The following is a 14,906-nucleotide window of genomic DNA, read 5'->3' as shown; positions in this document are numbered from 1 at the left end:
CGTTGGCATGGATGGCTGGAGCGAGGCAATAGCGGACAATCAACGTTTGCGTTTTCATGACGCGCCGATTGGCGGGCTGAAGCAGAGCGCCGCCCGGCCTACCCTACAGAGCCTGAACTCCACGTAGGATGGGCTTCAGCCCACCAGTTGCGATATCCGCAATTGCCTCAGAGAGGGCCGCTCGAAGGGCCAGACTTGAAGTACATTTCCATCTGGTTCATTGAGTCAGATCGAAACATCAACAGCCTCCAAGGAAAGCGCAAGACATTGATCACCACAGGGCCGCTCAGGCCCTGCGCTTCCTACGCCAACTCGCTTACTCATTACCCTCGTCGAGCAAGGGCAAGCCTGCCGCACGCTCCAGGACGTCGGTGGGCAGGCTCTTGCTGGCGCGAGCGCCCAGCAGCTTGAGGTTCTCTACTCGGCCAACCAGGTTGCCGCGTCCGTCCACCAGTTTGTTGCGTGCCGCGGCATACGCCTTGTCCAGCTGCTGCAGGCGGCTGCCCACCTCATCGAGATCTCCGATAAAAGCCACGAACTTGTCGTACAACTGCCCGGCGCGTTCGGCGATCTCGCGGGCGTTCTGGCTTTGCCGCTCCTGGCGCCAAAGGCTGTCGATCACCCGCAGCGTGGCCAGCAACGTGGTCGGGCTTACGATCACCACATGCTGCTCGAAAGCCTCCTGAAACAGATTCTGATCAGCCTGCAAGGCAGCGGCGAAAGCCGCCTCTATCGGCACAAAAAGCAGCACAAAGTCCAGACTGTGCAGCCCATCCAGGCGTTTGTAGTCCTTGCCGGACAAGCCCTTGAGGTGGCTGCGCAGGGACAGTAGATGCTGCTTGAGCGCCTGCTGACGGATCACCTCATCATCAGCCGCGATGTATTGCTGGTAAGCAGTAAGGCTGACCTTGGCGTCGATGATCACTTGCTTGTCGCCTGGCAGCTGGATCAGCACGTCCGGCTGGAAACGCTCGCCGTCGGCACCCTTGAGGCTGATCTGCGTTTCGTACTCCCGCCCCTTCTCCAGGCCGGCATGCTCGAGCACCCGTTCCAGCACCAGTTCGCCCCAGTTACCCTGGGTCTTCTGGCCCTTGAGGGCACGGGTCAGGTTGGTCGCCTCGTCACCCAGGCGCTGGTTGAGCAATTGCAGGCGCTCCAGCTCCTTGGCAAGGGAGAAGCGCTCGCGCGCCTCGCTCTGATAGCTCTCCTCGACACGTTTTTCGAACGACTGGATGCGCTCCTTGAGCGGGTCGAGCAACTGGCCAAGCCGCTGCTGGCTGGTTTCGGCGAAACGCTGTTCGCGCTCATCGAATATCTTGCCGGCCAGTTCAGCGAACTGCGCGCGCAGCTCATCGCGCGCACCTTGCAGGTCGCTCAGGCGCTGCTGATGATTTTCCTGCTGCTCGCGCAATTCGGCCTTCAGGCCGGCACCTTGTGCCTCCAGGCGGCGCAATTCATTTTCCTTCTGCTCACGCTCGCGGCCCCAGACCTGCGCCGCCTCGCGAGATGCTTCGCGCTCAACGGCAAGCAGTTCGCTTTCCCGGCGCAGTGCTGCCAGATCTGCCTGCTGGCGCGCGCTGTCCTGCTGCAATTCGCGCAACTCATCCAGGCTGTTATCAAGCTGTACAGCGAGACCGTCCTGAGCCAGGCGGGAAGTATTCAGCCGCTCCTCAAGCAGTTGCCGCTCCGCACCCTGCACGGCCAATTTGCGTTGCAATTGCCACGCCAGAACAGCCAGGGGCACTGCCGCCACCAGCAAGCCAAGCAACAGGGAGGAAAGGTCGAAGGTAAAAGGCAAGGGCACGGCAGAAACTCGCTATCAGCTACGCAGTAGCCCGGCAGTATACCCAGCCGAGGCGTGATTCGCGGAAGCGAGCGCAGCCATGCAAACCTGGGGCGATCAGACGGGCGGACGCAGCTCTTCGAGTAACCGGGTCGCATCCTGCGAGCCCTGCCCGGCGGCCAGCTCCAACCAGTGAAGCGCCTGAGGCAGCTCACGCTGGCGTGGCTGGCTATACAGGCGCCCCAACTCGAGTTGCGCCCGCAGGTCACCGCAGCGAGCAGCCTGGCGCAGCAGCTCCAGACCGATACGTCGATCACGGGCATTGCCACAATCGCGACAGAGGATCTGCCCCAGTCGGCTTTGTGCCTCCACCACGCCCTGACGGGCTGGCAACTTGAGCATGCGCCCGGCAAAACGCTTGATGCTGGCACTGCGCCCCAGACGCGGGCGATCCAACAACCAGAACGCCATGCGCATCGGCAGGCGGCCGCCATCATTAGCAGGAGTTTGAGCGGCAGCAGACAAAACGCGAGACTTCATGAGAACGGCTGGTAGCGACGAAGGCGCGCCACTCTACTCTCTTTTTTTCGCAGGTAAAGGCTTGCCAAAAGCGGGCGAATCGGCTCTGAAACCTATACTCAGGACAATCCACAAAACCTGTGGATAACTCCGTGGACAACTTGATGAAAACTTCTCTCACCACCCATGGCGTGGGGGCTGGGGTCAAACTGGTGCTTTTTTCACCATCAAAAAAAGTCCTTATTTTTCATTGACTTGCAAAATCATGACGATTTATCAAGTGCTTACGAGACTTTGTGACAGCAACTTGACAAGGTGCATCACTATTGTGCACAAGTCTCCACGCCGTTCGTCGCCTGTGCTGTTTCTGGGCGTACAGGCCGCGCACTGTCTAGCCTTGGGCATCCCGCATCATGCGGGCACCCAATTACTGCTTGATTCAGAAGTCATGCACGCACGTTGCCCCTGCAGGTCAGTCCAGCGTCTGGTCATCGCGCAGCAATATGAATAGACGCCCCTTGTCGCTCTCGCGGTAATCCTCGACGAAATACATCACCACTTCGCCTGCACCCGACATGGTCGCGATGTAGTCGCCGACCGACGCTTGGAAATAAGCCGCAGAACCAGGTTTGGCCTCGCACTCGAGGTAGGCCGTGACGAACAGATCCGGATCGCTGTCACCGAAGAAGTCTTCACGCTCCTGAGCATCCCAATCAGCGGGCGCGACGAAGGGGCCGGCAAGCAATACCTTGGCGTCGCCCAGATCAATCTCCTCTGCATCCAGGTCGCTTTCGTCAGGGCGATACACGGTGCAATCCAGTGCCTGAGGATTATCGAGAACGGCCTGGCGATGTTGCGGATCGATCTGGGACATGGACACTCCAGTGGTAAGGGCAATGTAGCGCGCAATAAAGGGCGCCACCTTCTGCGCATCGGCAGCGCCCGTCAATGGGCACAGAAAAGGCCAGATGCTCTAGGTGTATTCATCAGGTATCACAGGGCGAAGTTCGATGTTCTTGCCTGGTTCGCATCAGCCGCTCCCTCAGGCCGGCAAAGGTAACTCGCCATTGATCAGGAACAGCTCCCGCGAGAAACGATGTGGCACATCGAAGCTCTGGGTCCGCTTGAACGCTACATAATCGCCGGTGGTTTCACACAGCCAGGGCGTCAGGTTACGTGGCCGCCGCTCGCTCAACGCCTGCGGCGTGAACAAAGCGACATTGCAGCCCTGCTGAGGGCAACGTGCCGAGAGATATTCAAACGCTCCGATACCGGCAGCACGCATATCGCTGCCAAGCTGCTGGGTCGCCCGGTAATCACGTCGGTCAGTCAACTGAGCCTGATACGCCACGAAAGGTGATGCCTGTAAGCGAATGCCACGCTCGACCTGATAGCGCGCCTCGAACGAAGAGTGCTCGGAAAGGATGCGTCCGCTCGGCGGTGGCGTGAGCATGCCACTCCACAGGACGAAGCGATAATAGGCCGTCTCAGCCATCGCAGTTTCCAGACGGCATGCCGCGTAAAACAGACTCGGCTCATGACGACGCCCAAAGCGCGAGCCCCAGCGCAGCGGCGGATAGCGAAATGGCGTGTGTAACAGGTAATGCAAGGGCTCATCACTGGGCGGCAACGGCGGCTTGCTGGACTCCAGCAACTGCTCGAGCAGCGCCTGCTCTTCCAAGGTATCGACCAAGTGCAGCGTCGCTACCTGCACCTGGCTCTCCACCAGACGCACCAGGCGCCCTCGCAACGGCGTGATCTGCTGTTCCCCCGAGCAAGCTTGCCAGATACCCATACGTTACTCACTCAGGTCGGCACGTAGCCCATTGTCGAAATCCCAGCCATGTTCGCTACCGCTATACCTTCCCGCGAATGGCATCAAGGTACTCCACTACCCGCACCAACCCCTGAATCTGCCCCATCTGCGCCAACGGCACACCTGCGAGATGATGGTTTTCCGAACGCAGGAAATGGCGCATATCACCGAGATTTCCACCGAACAAGGCATACAGCCCGCGATAGACGCGAATCAGCAACAGGGCGAGCTCTCCCGTCTTGCTCTGCGGACGCAACCCACCGCTCTCTCCCCAGCGACTGATAGCGGACCGGTTAACCCCGACGATACCGGCGAGCTCCTGCTGGGTCAGCCCCAACTGCTCACGCGTATTGAGCAAGGCCTTTAGCAGCACGGCGTCGGCGTCGACATCAGGCTTGGTTAAGGCAGTCATCAGATCACCCTACGTCTGTTTACAACAAATTCAGGATTTAATATCCCAAACAGAACAAATAAAAGAAAGAGAGTTCCTGACGATCAGACCAATGGAGCATCTGCAGGGGTAAGCCATACATGGCTCCATCTCCATACATAGGGGGCTTCACCCATTTCGGCCCACTAGAATCAGCGAGCCGTGAGCAAGGCTGACTGCGACCGCAAAGATTGTTCTGCAAGAACGAAAAAGCCCCTGAAATCACTTGTGATTTCAGGGGCTTAGCGAATATTCGATATGGCGGGAAGATAGGGATTCGAACCCTAGGTGCACTTGCGTACACAACGGATTTCGAATCCGTCCCGTTCGGCCACTCCGGCATCTTCCCACGGCGGGGCGCATGATAGCAGCTCAGCGTCGTCAGGCGAACCCCATTTCTTTATTTTTTCGCGTGCTTTCAGGCGCTTGCGTCATGACCGGGCACCAATCCCAGGTCAATACCATTCCCTTCCCCCAACAAAAAAGAGGAGCAACAGCTCCTCTTTCCTTATTCCTCGATTGCTATTCCGTCAGACGGGTCAGCGCTTCGCGATACTTGTCCGCGGTCTTCTGTGCGACATCGGCAGGTACGGCCGGAGCTGGCGGCTGTTTGTTCCAACCTGTGGACTCCAGCCAATCGCGCACGAACTGCTTGTCGAAACTTGGCGGATTGCTGCCTTCAACGTAACTATCTGCAGGCCAGAAGCGGCTTGAGTCCGGTGTCAGCGCCTCATCCATCAGGGTCAGCGTGCCGTTCTCATCCAGACCGAACTCGAACTTGGTATCAGCAATGATGATGCCGCGAGTCGCAGCATATTCGACGGCAGCGCTGTACAGGGCAATCGCCGTATCACGCACCTTCGCCGCCAGTTCGGCGCCAATGATGGCTTCACACTGAGCGAATGAGATGTTCTCGTCATGGTCGCCGACAGCAGCCTTGGTCGACGGGGTGAAGATCGGCTGAGGCAGTTTGGCAGCCTCTTTCAGCCCTGCCGGCAACTGGATACCGCAGACCGTGCCGCTTTTCTGGTATTCCTTCCAGCCGGAACCGACGATATAGCCCCGCACGATTGCCTCGACGGCTACCGGTTTGAGGCGCTTGGCAACAACTGCCCGTCCTTCTACCAGCGACCACTCAGCGGCCGGCACCACGTCTTCCGGCTTGTCGCCGGTAAAGTGGTTCGGCACCAGACCCGCCAGTTTCTCGAACCAGAAATTGGAGATCGCCGTGAGGATCTTGCCCTTCTCGGGGATCGGCTCATTGAGGATCACGTCAAAGGCCGACAGGCGGTCCGTGGCGACCATCAGCATGCGCTGGTCGTCGATTTCATAGAGGTCACGGACCTTGCCCGAGTAGATCTTTTTCAGGCTCAGCGAGCGGGGGGTAGTCATGTCGGAATTTCCGCCTCGATCAAAACGAAACAGGCGAAACCCACCGGGTTTCGCCTATCGATTAACTGCGCAACCGACCCCTTGAGATCGGCCAGCTCGGTATTAGCCCAGGTTTTCCTGGATCTGCGACAGCACACGACGGGCGACATCTTCTGGCGCCGAGGTGTTGATGTCCTTCTCCACGGAAACCTGTACATCGCCACTGGCGCTGTTGGTCAGGCGCACCTGATAGCGCTCGGCACGGGCATCGATTTCTTCCTGGCTCGGCTTGCTGCTGAACAGGCGACTGAAGAAACCACGCTCGTCATCTTTCTGCCGAGCCCCTTCTGCCAGGTTGACGTAATACACGCCCAGGCTGCGGTTGATATCGTCGACCCGCAGGTCAGCCAATTCCAGCGCGCGACCAACACTCGACCAGGCACGGTCGAAATCGGTGCTCAGGTGCAGAACCGGGTTGCCGTTACCGTCGCGCGACAGGGTGACACGGCTCGGCGCGTCATAATCACGTGCCGCGAGCAGGGATACGGAGCCGTGTTCGGCGCTGCTGCTCAGGTCAGCCAGCATGCCATCGAGCAACGAGGCTTCCAGAGAGGCATTACCGGTACGCGCCGGGAAAGGCACATCGGCAGTATCGCCCGCCTTGCGCTCAGCACTGACCACGAAGACTTCACTGGTATTGCGCACAACACCCGGCTCGATGCGCACATGCACACGCACGTCGTTGGCACTGTCGCTCAGCAAGCTGCCAAGACGACGCGCCATGGAGGGAGCCAGCTCCTTGGCCGCTTGCCATTCCGTGCTGAACTCGCCTGTTTGCGGGCGCTCATCGGTGATGCGGAAACCATTGTTGGCAAAATACTCGCGCGCAACCGGCCAGACTTCTGCTGGCGCACGTTGAGCCACCAACCAGCGCGAATCGCCACTTTTCTGCAGGCTGAATTCACTGGCGCCTGCCTCGACCGACATGGGCTGCGGACGGGGCACCTCGAACTTGCCGGGAACCTCGTTGGTGTCAGCCACGTTGTTCGGGATCGGCAGCAACGGATCGATGCGTTTGCCGTCAATGTCCGGCGGCATCTGCATGGTCGCAGCTTGCCGCGCCGACAGGTAATCGGTACCACGGTCACGGAAATAACCGTTGTCACCCCACAGCCAACCACAACCACTGGTGCTGGTGATAATCACGGCAAGGGCAGACAGTCCGGCCAATCGCTTCATGCGTAATGCTTCCTCGGTTAAACCAGTACGCCGGACTGGCGCAGGGCCTGACGCAGCGGTTCATGACAACGCGGGCTGAGCCAGGTCAGGGGCAGACGGATGCCGTCGAGCATCAGGCCCATTTCGTTCAGCGCCCACTTCACCGGAATCGGGTTGGATTCGATGAATAGATTCTTGTGCAGCGGCATCAGACGCTCATTGATCGCCCGTGCGGTTTCGGCATCGCCGGCCATGGCAGCAGCGCACAGCTCAGCCATCGCACGCGGCGCGACGTTGGCAGTCACCGAGATATTGCCCTTGCCGCCGATCAGCATCAGTTCGACAGCTGTGGCGTCGTCACCGGAGTAGACGAGAAAATCCTTGCTCACGCGGTCGAGCACTTCCTGGCCACGTTGCAGGTCACCGGTGGCTTCCTTGATACCGATGATATTGGCAATCTTGGACAGGCGCTCGACGGTCTCCGGGAGCATGTCGCAAACGGTGCGGCCCGGTACGTTGTAGAGGATCTGCGGGATGGCGACAGCCTCGGCGATATGGCGGAAGTGCTGGTACAGGCCTTCCTGGGTCGGCTTGTTGTAGTACGGCGTCACCAGCAGGCAGGCATCGGCGCCGACGCTCTTGGCGTTCTGTGTCAGTTCGACGGCTTCACGTGTGCTGTTGGCACCCGTGCCAGCAATCACTGGGATGCGGCCATTGACCTGATCAACCACGCGGCGGATGACCTCGACATGCTCGTGGACATCCAGGGTAGCGGACTCACCCGTAGTGCCGACGGCGACGATGGCGTTGGTGCCCTCTTGCAGGTGGAAGTCCACCAGCTTGCTCAAGGCGTCCCAATCCAGACCACCCTGCGCGTCCATGGGCGTGACCAGTGCCACCATACTGCCCGAAATCATGCAACCGCTCCTGCTGGAAAAAGAGAGCCGTAATGGTACTGACGCCACCAGGGTTGCACAAGCGAAGGACTGCACCGCCGACGCGTTAACCTAAATGGCGCGCCGGCCTCGACAGACGCAGGCTCGGCATTCCCCTGCGCGGTGCTTTTCGCTACCCTTCCGTCTTTGTTCGGCACGTTACGTGTCGATCACTCATCGCTTTAGGAATGCTGCATGTCCACCCCTTCGGTTCGCGAACAATTCCTCGTCATCAGTGCACTCGGCGCCAACCCCATGGAGCTGACCAGCATTCTGTGCCGGAGCAGCCAGGAGAGTCGCTGCGCCATCGTCAGCACGCGCCTGACCCGGCATGGCGAGTACAGCGCCCTGATCCTGCAGGTCAGTGGCAGCTGGGATGCCTTGGCGCGCCTGGAAGCGATACTCCCGGCCCTGGCCAAGAAGCACAGCTTCAGCATCAACATGACCCGCAGCGCGGCTCTCGATATCCGTCCGCAGGCACTTCCTTACGTAGCCTACGTGAGCTGCGCCTATCGCCCGGACATCCTCAACGAGCTGTGCCAGTTTTTCAGCGACCACCGTGTGGAGCTGGAGAACATCACTTGCGACACCTATCAGGCTCCGCAGACCGGCGGCACATTGCTCAACGCCACCCTGACCGTGACGCTGCCAGCCGGTACGCAGATCAGTTGGCTGCGCGACCAGTTCCTCGATTTCGCCGACGCCCTGAACCTCGATGCACTGATCGAGCCCTGGCGCCCACAGAACCCATAAAGGAAGACCCATGGCAGTTAGCCTCGACCAACCGGTTGCCGACTTCACCGCCCCAGCCACCAGCGGCCAGCACGTCTCACTGTCTGCCCTGAAAGGGCAACAAGTAGTGATCTACTTCTACCCGAAGGACAGCACCCCGGGCTGTACCACCGAAGGCCAGGACTTCCGCGACCAGCACGACGCCTTTCTCGCCGCCAACACCCAGGTGTTCGGCGTCTCCATGGATAGCCTGAAGAAGCACGAGAACTTCAAGACCAAGCAGGGCTTCCCCTTCGAACTGATCAGCGACGAAGCACACGCCCTGTGCGAGCAGTTCGGTGTGTATCAGTTGAAGAAAAACTACGGCAAGGAATACATGGGCATCGTGCGCAGCACCTTTCTCATCGACAGCAACGGCGTACTGCGCAAAGAATGGCGCGGCGTGAAGGTTGCCGGCCATGTGGATGCCGTACTCGCCGCCGCACAAGCCCTGCACAAAGGCTGAGCAGCGCAATAAAAAAGGGCCGTATGGACGGCCCTTTTCAGTAGTAAGCAATTCTCACCCCTTGCGCAGCCAGTAGCGGAACACGCCCTCCGCCTCCTCTTCCTGTAACAACTCATGACCTGCCAACCGGGCAAAGGCACGAAAGTCACGCTGCGAACCGGCATCGGTTGCCGTCACCTTGAGCACCGCCCCACTGGGCAGGCGGTTCAACTCCAGCTTGGCCTTGAGCAGCGGCAGCGGGCAATTCAAACCACTGGCATCCAGCTCGGCATCACAGACAACAGCATCATTCATCGGTACGCTCCAAACAGGCGGCAAGCATACCCACGCCGCACAACCCTGGCCAGCCGACGGGCCAGACAGCTACAGTACCCCCTTGTCCAACACGAGCCCCGTGCATGAATCTTCTGCGCCCCTCCCTGCTCGCCATCGCCTGCCTGCTCGCCCAGCCGGTTTCCGCCGATGACCTTCCCTCGCTGGGCGATGCCAGCTCCTCGATCGTCTCGCCGGAACAGGAACACCAGCTTGGCCGTGCCTGGCTGAGCATGCTGCGCGGACAGGTCGCACAGCTGTCCGACCCCCTGCTCAAGGACTACGTCGAGAGCAGCGTTTACCGCCTGGCGGAATCCAGCCAGCTGCAGGACCGCCGCCTGGAGTTCGTCCTGCTCAAGAGCCCGCAACTCAACGCCTTCGCCGCCCCAGGTGGGATCGTCGGCGTCAACGGCGGCCTGTTCCTCTACGCCCAGACCGAAGCCGAATACGCCTCGGTGCTGGCCCACGAGCTGGCTCACTTGTCGCAACGCCACTTCGCCCGCGGCATTGAAGCCCAACAACGCATGCAGATGCCCATGATGGCCGCCATGCTCGCCGGCATCATTGCCGCAGCAGCCGGCGCCGGGGATGCCGGTATCGCCGCCATCATGTCGACCCAGGCTGCCGCCATTCAGGAACAACGGCGCTTCTCCCGCCAGAATGAACAGGAAGCCGACCGTATTGGCCTGATCAACCTGGAAAAGGCCGGATATGACCCGCGCGCCATGCCCAGCATGTTCGAGCGCCTGATGCGCCAATACCGCTACGACGCCAAACCGCCAGAATTCCTGCTGACACACCCGGTGTCCGAGTCGCGCATCGCCGACACCCGCAACCGCGCCGAACAGTACAAGGCGGGCGGTGTCGAAGACAGCCTGCGCTACCAACTGCTGCGCGCCCGCGTGCAACTGACCTTTGAGGAAACCCCCGGGATTGCCGCCAAGCGTTTTCGCGCCATGCTCGACGAAAATCCAAAGCTGGACGCCGCACGGTATGGCCTGGCCATTGCCCAGATCAAAGGCGGGCAGCTCGCCGAGGCGCGTAGTGAACTGCAGGAACTGCTCAACAAGTCACCCAATGACCAGACCTACAACCTGGCGATGATCGACCTTGACCTTGCCAACAATCGCTTGAGCGATGCCCGCCAACGCGCCGAGAAGCTGCTCACCCTGTACCCCAACAGCTACCCACTGGAACAGGCGCGAGTCGACGTACTGCTCAAACAGAATCAACCGAAAGACGCCGAGCAGGCACTGGAGAAACTGGTCAAGGCCCGCCCGAACGATCCGGACATCTGGTATCAGGTCGCCGAAGTGCGTGGTCTGGCTGGCAATATTATCGGTCTACACCAGGCGCGGGCCGAGTTCTTCGCGCTGGTCGGCGACTATGATCAGGCGCTGTCACAACTGGACCTGGCCAAGCGCCGAGCCAGCAGCAATTTCCCCCTGGCATCGCGCATCGACGCACGGCAGAAGGTCCTGGCTGAAGAAAAACGCGCCATCGACAAGATGATGCGCTAGCGCCTCGACCTCGTTGCCATACAAAAAAGCCCCGCATTGCGGGGCTTTTTCAACACACTCGCACCTCAGGCATTACCAGCGAGCTTCAACCTGGCAGCTTGCGTGAAGTCCAGCATACGCTTGAGAGGCTTCATCGCCCGCGGGATCAAGGCCGGCTCGACGAGAATTTCGTTACTGCCCTCGCGCAAGCATTGCAGGGTGCGCTGCAGGGTATTCATCGCCATCCACGGGCATAGCGCACAGCTGCGACAAGCCGCGCCGTTGCCCGCAGTCGGCGCCTCGATGAACTCCTTGTCCGGGCAAAGCTGCTGCATCTTGTAGAAAATGCCGCGATCGGTCGCGACGATGAACATCTTGTTCGGCAGCGCCTGCGCTGCCTTGATCAACTGACTGGTAGACCCAACGGCATCCGCCAGATCGATCACCGCCTCCGGCGATTCAGGGTGCACCAGCACTGCGGCCTCTGGATACAGGGCTTTCATGTCCTGCAACTGCTTGGCCTTGAACTCCTCATGGACGATGCACGCACCGTCCCACAGCAACATGTCAGCCCCCGTCTCACGCTGAATGTAACGCCCCAGGTGCTGGTCCGGCGCCCAAAGAATCTTCTCGCCGTTATCCATCAGACTTTCGACGATTTCCAGCGCACAACTGGATGTCACCACCCAGTCGGCTCGTGCCTTCACCGCTGCCGATGTGTTGGCATAAACCACTACGGTGCGCTCCGGGTACTGGTCACAGAACGCCGAAAACTCATCCACCGGGCAACCCAGATCGAGCGAACAGGTCGACTCCAGGGTCGGCATCAGCACACGTTTTTCCGGATTCAGGATCTTCGCGGTCTCGCCCATGAACTTGACGCCAGCCACAACGACCGTCTGCGCCGAATGCTGATTACCAAAGCGAGCCATTTCCAGCGAGTCGGACACACAGCCGCCTGTCTCCTCGGCAAGTGCCTGAATCACAGGGTCGCAGTAATAGTGCGCGACCAGGACGGCATTCTGCTTCTTCAGCTCCGCAGCGATCTCACTGCGATAGAAGGCTTCCTGCTCAGGGGTCAGCGGGACAGGCTGCTTGGCATCGAGATGGGCCTGTACCAACAGGCGTTCGGAAATCTGGGTCATGGCATCAGGCTCTGAATATGCTTTCAGTGAAGGCGATTATACGCGCCAACAGCTGCCTCCGGGCACTCTGAACGCCAGCACGGCCATCGCCTTCGGGCGATGTTCGACCATCTCGCCGGATTCCGCATGAGCGACCATCTGTATTCAGGGTACCGGAGCAGACCGCACCCTTTAAGACGGCCATGCAAAATACCTGCAATAGGCCCTGAAACGAAAAAGCCCGCCTCCTTTCGGATACGGGCTTTTCGCTTGATTTGATGGTGGGTCGTGTAGGATTCGAACCTACGACCAATTGGTTAAAAGCCAACTGCTCTACCAACTGAGCTAACGACCCAACGCGGAGCGCATGATACTGATTTAACTCACAAAATCAACACCCCGCAGATTTTTTATCGATACCGGGTTGGATCGACCACTCCCGCCACCGCAAAACCGGCTGCACGTAAACGACAGCTATCACACCGGCCACACGCCCTTCCCTCGTCATCCGCCTGATAGCAAGACACCGTCACCCCATAATCGACACCGTGCTGCATGCCGACCTCGATGATCTGCGCTTTGCTCAGATTCTGCAGGGGCGCCTGGATACGAAAACCAGTGCCCTCCACCCCTTCTCGTGTCGCAAGATTGGCAACACGCTCGAACGCCTCGATAAAGGCCGGGCGGCAATCTGGATAACCCGAATAATCCACCGCATTCACGCCAATGAAAATATCGTGGGCTCCGAGTACTTCCGCCCAGCCCAGCGCCAAGGCAAGGAATACCGTGTTGCGCGCTGGCACGTAGGTTACTGGAATCCCAGCACCCGGACTTTCCGGCACAGCGATGCTGCTATCGGTCAATGCTGAGCCACCCATGCCATTCAGGTCGAGCCCAACCACCTTGTGCTCGATTACACCGAGCTGACGCGCCACCCGCTCTGCGGCCTTTAGCTCCGCACGATGACGCTGACCATAGTCGAAACTCATGCTGTAGCAGACAAAGCCCGCCGCTTTGGCCTGTGCCAGGATGGTCGCCGAATCCAGGCCACCGGAGAGCAACACCACTGCCTTCTTGTCAGTCATGTTCAATGCCCCGGCTCGTCATTCCACAGAATCTTGTGCAGCTGCAATTGGAAGCGAACCGGCAGATTGTCGGTGATGATCCAATCCGCCAATGCCTGCGCACTGACCTGCTGGTGACTGGGCGAGAACAGCACCTCACCCGCACGCTGGTCGAGCCGGTACTCAATCAGCTTCGAAACGGCCCAGTCGTAATCCTCACGCGAGCAGATGACGAACTTCACCTGGTCGTTGCGGGTCAAGTGCGCCATATTGCTGTAGAGGTTGCGCGACACTTCGGCCGAGCCCGGCGTCTTGAGGTCGACCACACGACTGACGCGCACGTCGGTGCCGGCGATATCCAATGCACCACTGGTTTCCAGAGACACCTCGTAACCAGCATCGCACAGGCGCTCGAGCAAGGGGATACAGTTCGGCTGAGCCAGTGGCTCGCCACCAGTGACACAGACATAACGTGGCTTGTAGCGGGCAATCTGCTCGCAAATAGCGTCCAGGCTGATGAGCTCGCCGCCACTGAAGGCATAAGCGGTATCGCAGTACTGGCAACGCAGTGGGCAGCCGGTCAGGCGAACGAATACCGTGGGCAAACCACTGGTACGCGCTTCGCCCTGCAGCGAGTAGAAAATCTCGGTAATGCGCAGGGTTTGCATAGGGCACCGGGCGTGACGGCTAAACAGGCCATCCGCCTCCGTTGCGAAAAAGGAGCGCGATTCTAACGAAAAACCCGCGGCAGGCGCGGGTTTTCTGAGAAGCGGTCAATCTGTCAGGGCAAGCGCTGCAGGTCGCGCTGGGCCAACTGCGCCGCTGACGAGCCTGGGAACTGCGAGATCAGCTGACGCAGAATCCCCTTAGCCTTGTCGGTGTTACCAAGACGCTGCTCGACATCCGCCAGCTTGAACAGCGAATCAGGCACTTTGGCATGGGTCGGATAGGTCACGCTGACACTGGCAAACGCCTTGCCGGCAGCCTGCAGATCGCCATTGGCAAGATTGACCTCACCCAGCCAGTACTGCGCATTACCTGCATACGGGCTATTAGGGTACCTGCGCAGGAACGCCGTGAAGGCCTGGCTAGCCTTGTCGAAATCCTTCGCCTTGATCAGATCAAAAGCAGCGTCGTAATAGAGCTTTTCCTTCGCGGGATCGGAAGGTTCATTACTGGCTGCCGGCGCTTGTTGAGCAGGGGCAGCAGGAGTGCCGCTGGCGTTGATCGCGCCATCGGCTGGAGAATTCTGGGTAGAAGTAGCGGCACCGCCAGCCAGACGGCTGTCAATATCCTGATAACGCGCCAGGCTTTCTTGCTTGAGGCGCTGAATTTCGTTCTGTTGCTCTTCAACCATGCCGCGCAGCTGAGCGATTTCTGTCTGCATCTGCTGCAACTGCATGAACAACTCGCCCTGTGCCGAGGTCGGAGCCGAAGCTCCGCCCCCAGCATAGGCGCCATTCGTGCCATAACCCGCTGGTGGGTAGCTACTACTGCCGTAACCGGCGCCGCCATCCACCACAGGAACCTCAGCCACTGCCGCTAGCGGCAGAGTGAGAGCCAACGAAATTACTGCACGAAGGCACTTACGCATGACG

Annotated in this window: 16 protein-coding genes and 2 tRNA genes; 3 read left to right on the top strand and 15 right to left on the bottom strand. The window is 59.7% G+C overall.

What is annotated here, in order from left to right; all coding sequences use genetic code 11:
* Positions 1–316 precede the first annotated feature (316 nt).
* The 9 genes from rmuC to dapA form a co-directional block, all read right to left on the bottom strand.
* Complete coding sequence (gene rmuC / locus ACWPW0_RS06440) at positions 317–1,678, bottom strand: DNA recombination protein RmuC (protein WP_454256701.1); 1,362 nt, start codon at positions 1,676–1,678, stop codon at positions 317–319.
* A 222-nt stretch (positions 1,679–1,900) separates the two neighbouring features.
* Positions 1,901–2,323: a tetratricopeptide repeat protein gene (locus ACWPW0_RS06435; protein ID WP_447590212.1), complete on the bottom strand. Its 423-nt coding sequence runs from the start codon at positions 2,321–2,323 to the stop codon at positions 1,901–1,903.
* Positions 2,324–2,774: 451 nt separating this feature from the next.
* Positions 2,775–3,176, bottom strand: coding sequence for a hypothetical protein (locus ACWPW0_RS06430; RefSeq protein WP_454254779.1), 402 nt, complete (start codon positions 3,174–3,176; stop codon positions 2,775–2,777).
* Between the two features lie 168 nt (positions 3,177–3,344).
* Positions 3,345–4,097 carry an RES family NAD+ phosphorylase gene (locus ACWPW0_RS06425; RefSeq protein ID WP_454254778.1) on the bottom strand — a complete coding sequence of 251 codons (753 nt, stop codon included), beginning with the start codon at positions 4,095–4,097 and terminating at the stop codon, positions 3,345–3,347.
* Positions 4,098–4,158: 61 nt separating this feature from the next.
* Positions 4,159–4,530 carry an antitoxin Xre/MbcA/ParS toxin-binding domain-containing protein gene (locus ACWPW0_RS06420; RefSeq protein ID WP_454254777.1) on the bottom strand — a complete coding sequence of 124 codons (372 nt, stop codon included), beginning with the start codon at positions 4,528–4,530 and terminating at the stop codon, positions 4,159–4,161.
* 277 nt (positions 4,531–4,807) lie between these two features.
* Positions 4,808–4,897, bottom strand: a tRNA-Ser gene (locus tag ACWPW0_RS06415).
* A 173-nt stretch (positions 4,898–5,070) separates the two neighbouring features.
* Positions 5,071–5,940: a phosphoribosylaminoimidazolesuccinocarboxamide synthase gene (locus ACWPW0_RS06410; protein WP_454254776.1), complete on the bottom strand. Its 870-nt coding sequence runs from the start codon at positions 5,938–5,940 to the stop codon at positions 5,071–5,073.
* A 102-nt stretch (positions 5,941–6,042) separates the two neighbouring features.
* A complete protein-coding gene (bamC, locus tag ACWPW0_RS06405) occupies positions 6,043–7,158 on the bottom strand; it encodes an outer membrane protein assembly factor BamC (protein ID WP_447590071.1) in 1,116 nt (371 codons plus the stop codon).
* Positions 7,159–7,175: 17 nt separating this feature from the next.
* On the bottom strand, positions 7,176–8,054 hold the full coding sequence (gene dapA / locus ACWPW0_RS06400; protein ID WP_447590069.1) for a 4-hydroxy-tetrahydrodipicolinate synthase: 879 nt from the start codon (positions 8,052–8,054) through the stop codon (positions 7,176–7,178).
* 213 nt (positions 8,055–8,267) lie between these two features.
* Here dapA and ACWPW0_RS06395 point away from each other — a divergent pair, with 213 nt between their 5' ends.
* Positions 8,268–8,825, top strand: coding sequence for a glycine cleavage system protein R (locus tag ACWPW0_RS06395; RefSeq protein ID WP_447590067.1), 558 nt, complete (start codon positions 8,268–8,270; stop codon positions 8,823–8,825).
* A gap of 10 nt (positions 8,826–8,835) precedes the next feature.
* Positions 8,836–9,309, top strand: coding sequence for a peroxiredoxin (locus ACWPW0_RS06390; RefSeq protein ID WP_447590065.1), 474 nt, complete (start codon positions 8,836–8,838; stop codon positions 9,307–9,309).
* Positions 9,310–9,363: 54 nt separating this feature from the next.
* On the opposite strand, the gene ACWPW0_RS06385 is transcribed toward ACWPW0_RS06390, so the two are convergent.
* A complete protein-coding gene (locus tag ACWPW0_RS06385) occupies positions 9,364–9,603 on the bottom strand; it encodes a sulfurtransferase TusA family protein (protein WP_447590063.1) in 240 nt (79 codons plus the stop codon).
* Positions 9,604–9,707: 104 nt separating this feature from the next.
* On the opposite strand from ACWPW0_RS06385, the gene ACWPW0_RS06380 reads away from it, so the two are divergent.
* Complete coding sequence (locus tag ACWPW0_RS06380; RefSeq protein ID WP_454254775.1) at positions 9,708–11,141, top strand: M48 family metalloprotease; 1,434 nt, start codon at positions 9,708–9,710, stop codon at positions 11,139–11,141.
* 65 nt (positions 11,142–11,206) lie between these two features.
* Here the strand turns inward: ACWPW0_RS06380 and nadA are convergent, their stop codons facing one another.
* The 5 genes from nadA to ybgF form a co-directional block, all read right to left on the bottom strand.
* Entirely contained in the window at positions 11,207–12,265 is a 1,059-nt protein-coding gene (gene nadA / locus ACWPW0_RS06375; RefSeq protein ID WP_454254774.1) for a quinolinate synthase NadA, read from the bottom strand.
* 258 nt (positions 12,266–12,523) lie between these two features.
* Positions 12,524–12,599: transfer RNA gene (locus ACWPW0_RS06370), tRNA-Lys, on the bottom strand.
* A 55-nt stretch (positions 12,600–12,654) separates the two neighbouring features.
* Positions 12,655–13,329 (bottom strand): 7-cyano-7-deazaguanine synthase QueC, encoded by a 675-nt coding sequence (gene queC, locus ACWPW0_RS06365; protein WP_454254773.1) that lies wholly within the window; start codon positions 13,327–13,329, stop codon positions 12,655–12,657.
* A gap of 2 nt (positions 13,330–13,331) precedes the next feature.
* Positions 13,332–13,976, bottom strand: a complete 645-nt coding sequence (queE, locus tag ACWPW0_RS06360) for a 7-carboxy-7-deazaguanine synthase QueE (protein ID WP_447590056.1) — start codon at positions 13,974–13,976, stop codon at positions 13,332–13,334.
* A gap of 113 nt (positions 13,977–14,089) precedes the next feature.
* Positions 14,090–14,902, bottom strand: coding sequence for a tol-pal system protein YbgF (gene ybgF / locus ACWPW0_RS06355; RefSeq protein WP_454254772.1), 813 nt, complete (start codon positions 14,900–14,902; stop codon positions 14,090–14,092).
* Positions 14,903–14,906 lie beyond the last annotated feature (4 nt).

This window comes from Pseudomonas sp. Marseille-Q8238, assembly GCF_965111915.1.
The sequence above is the reverse complement of the archived record's forward strand: the minus strand, read 5'-3'. Positions and strand labels throughout refer to the sequence as shown.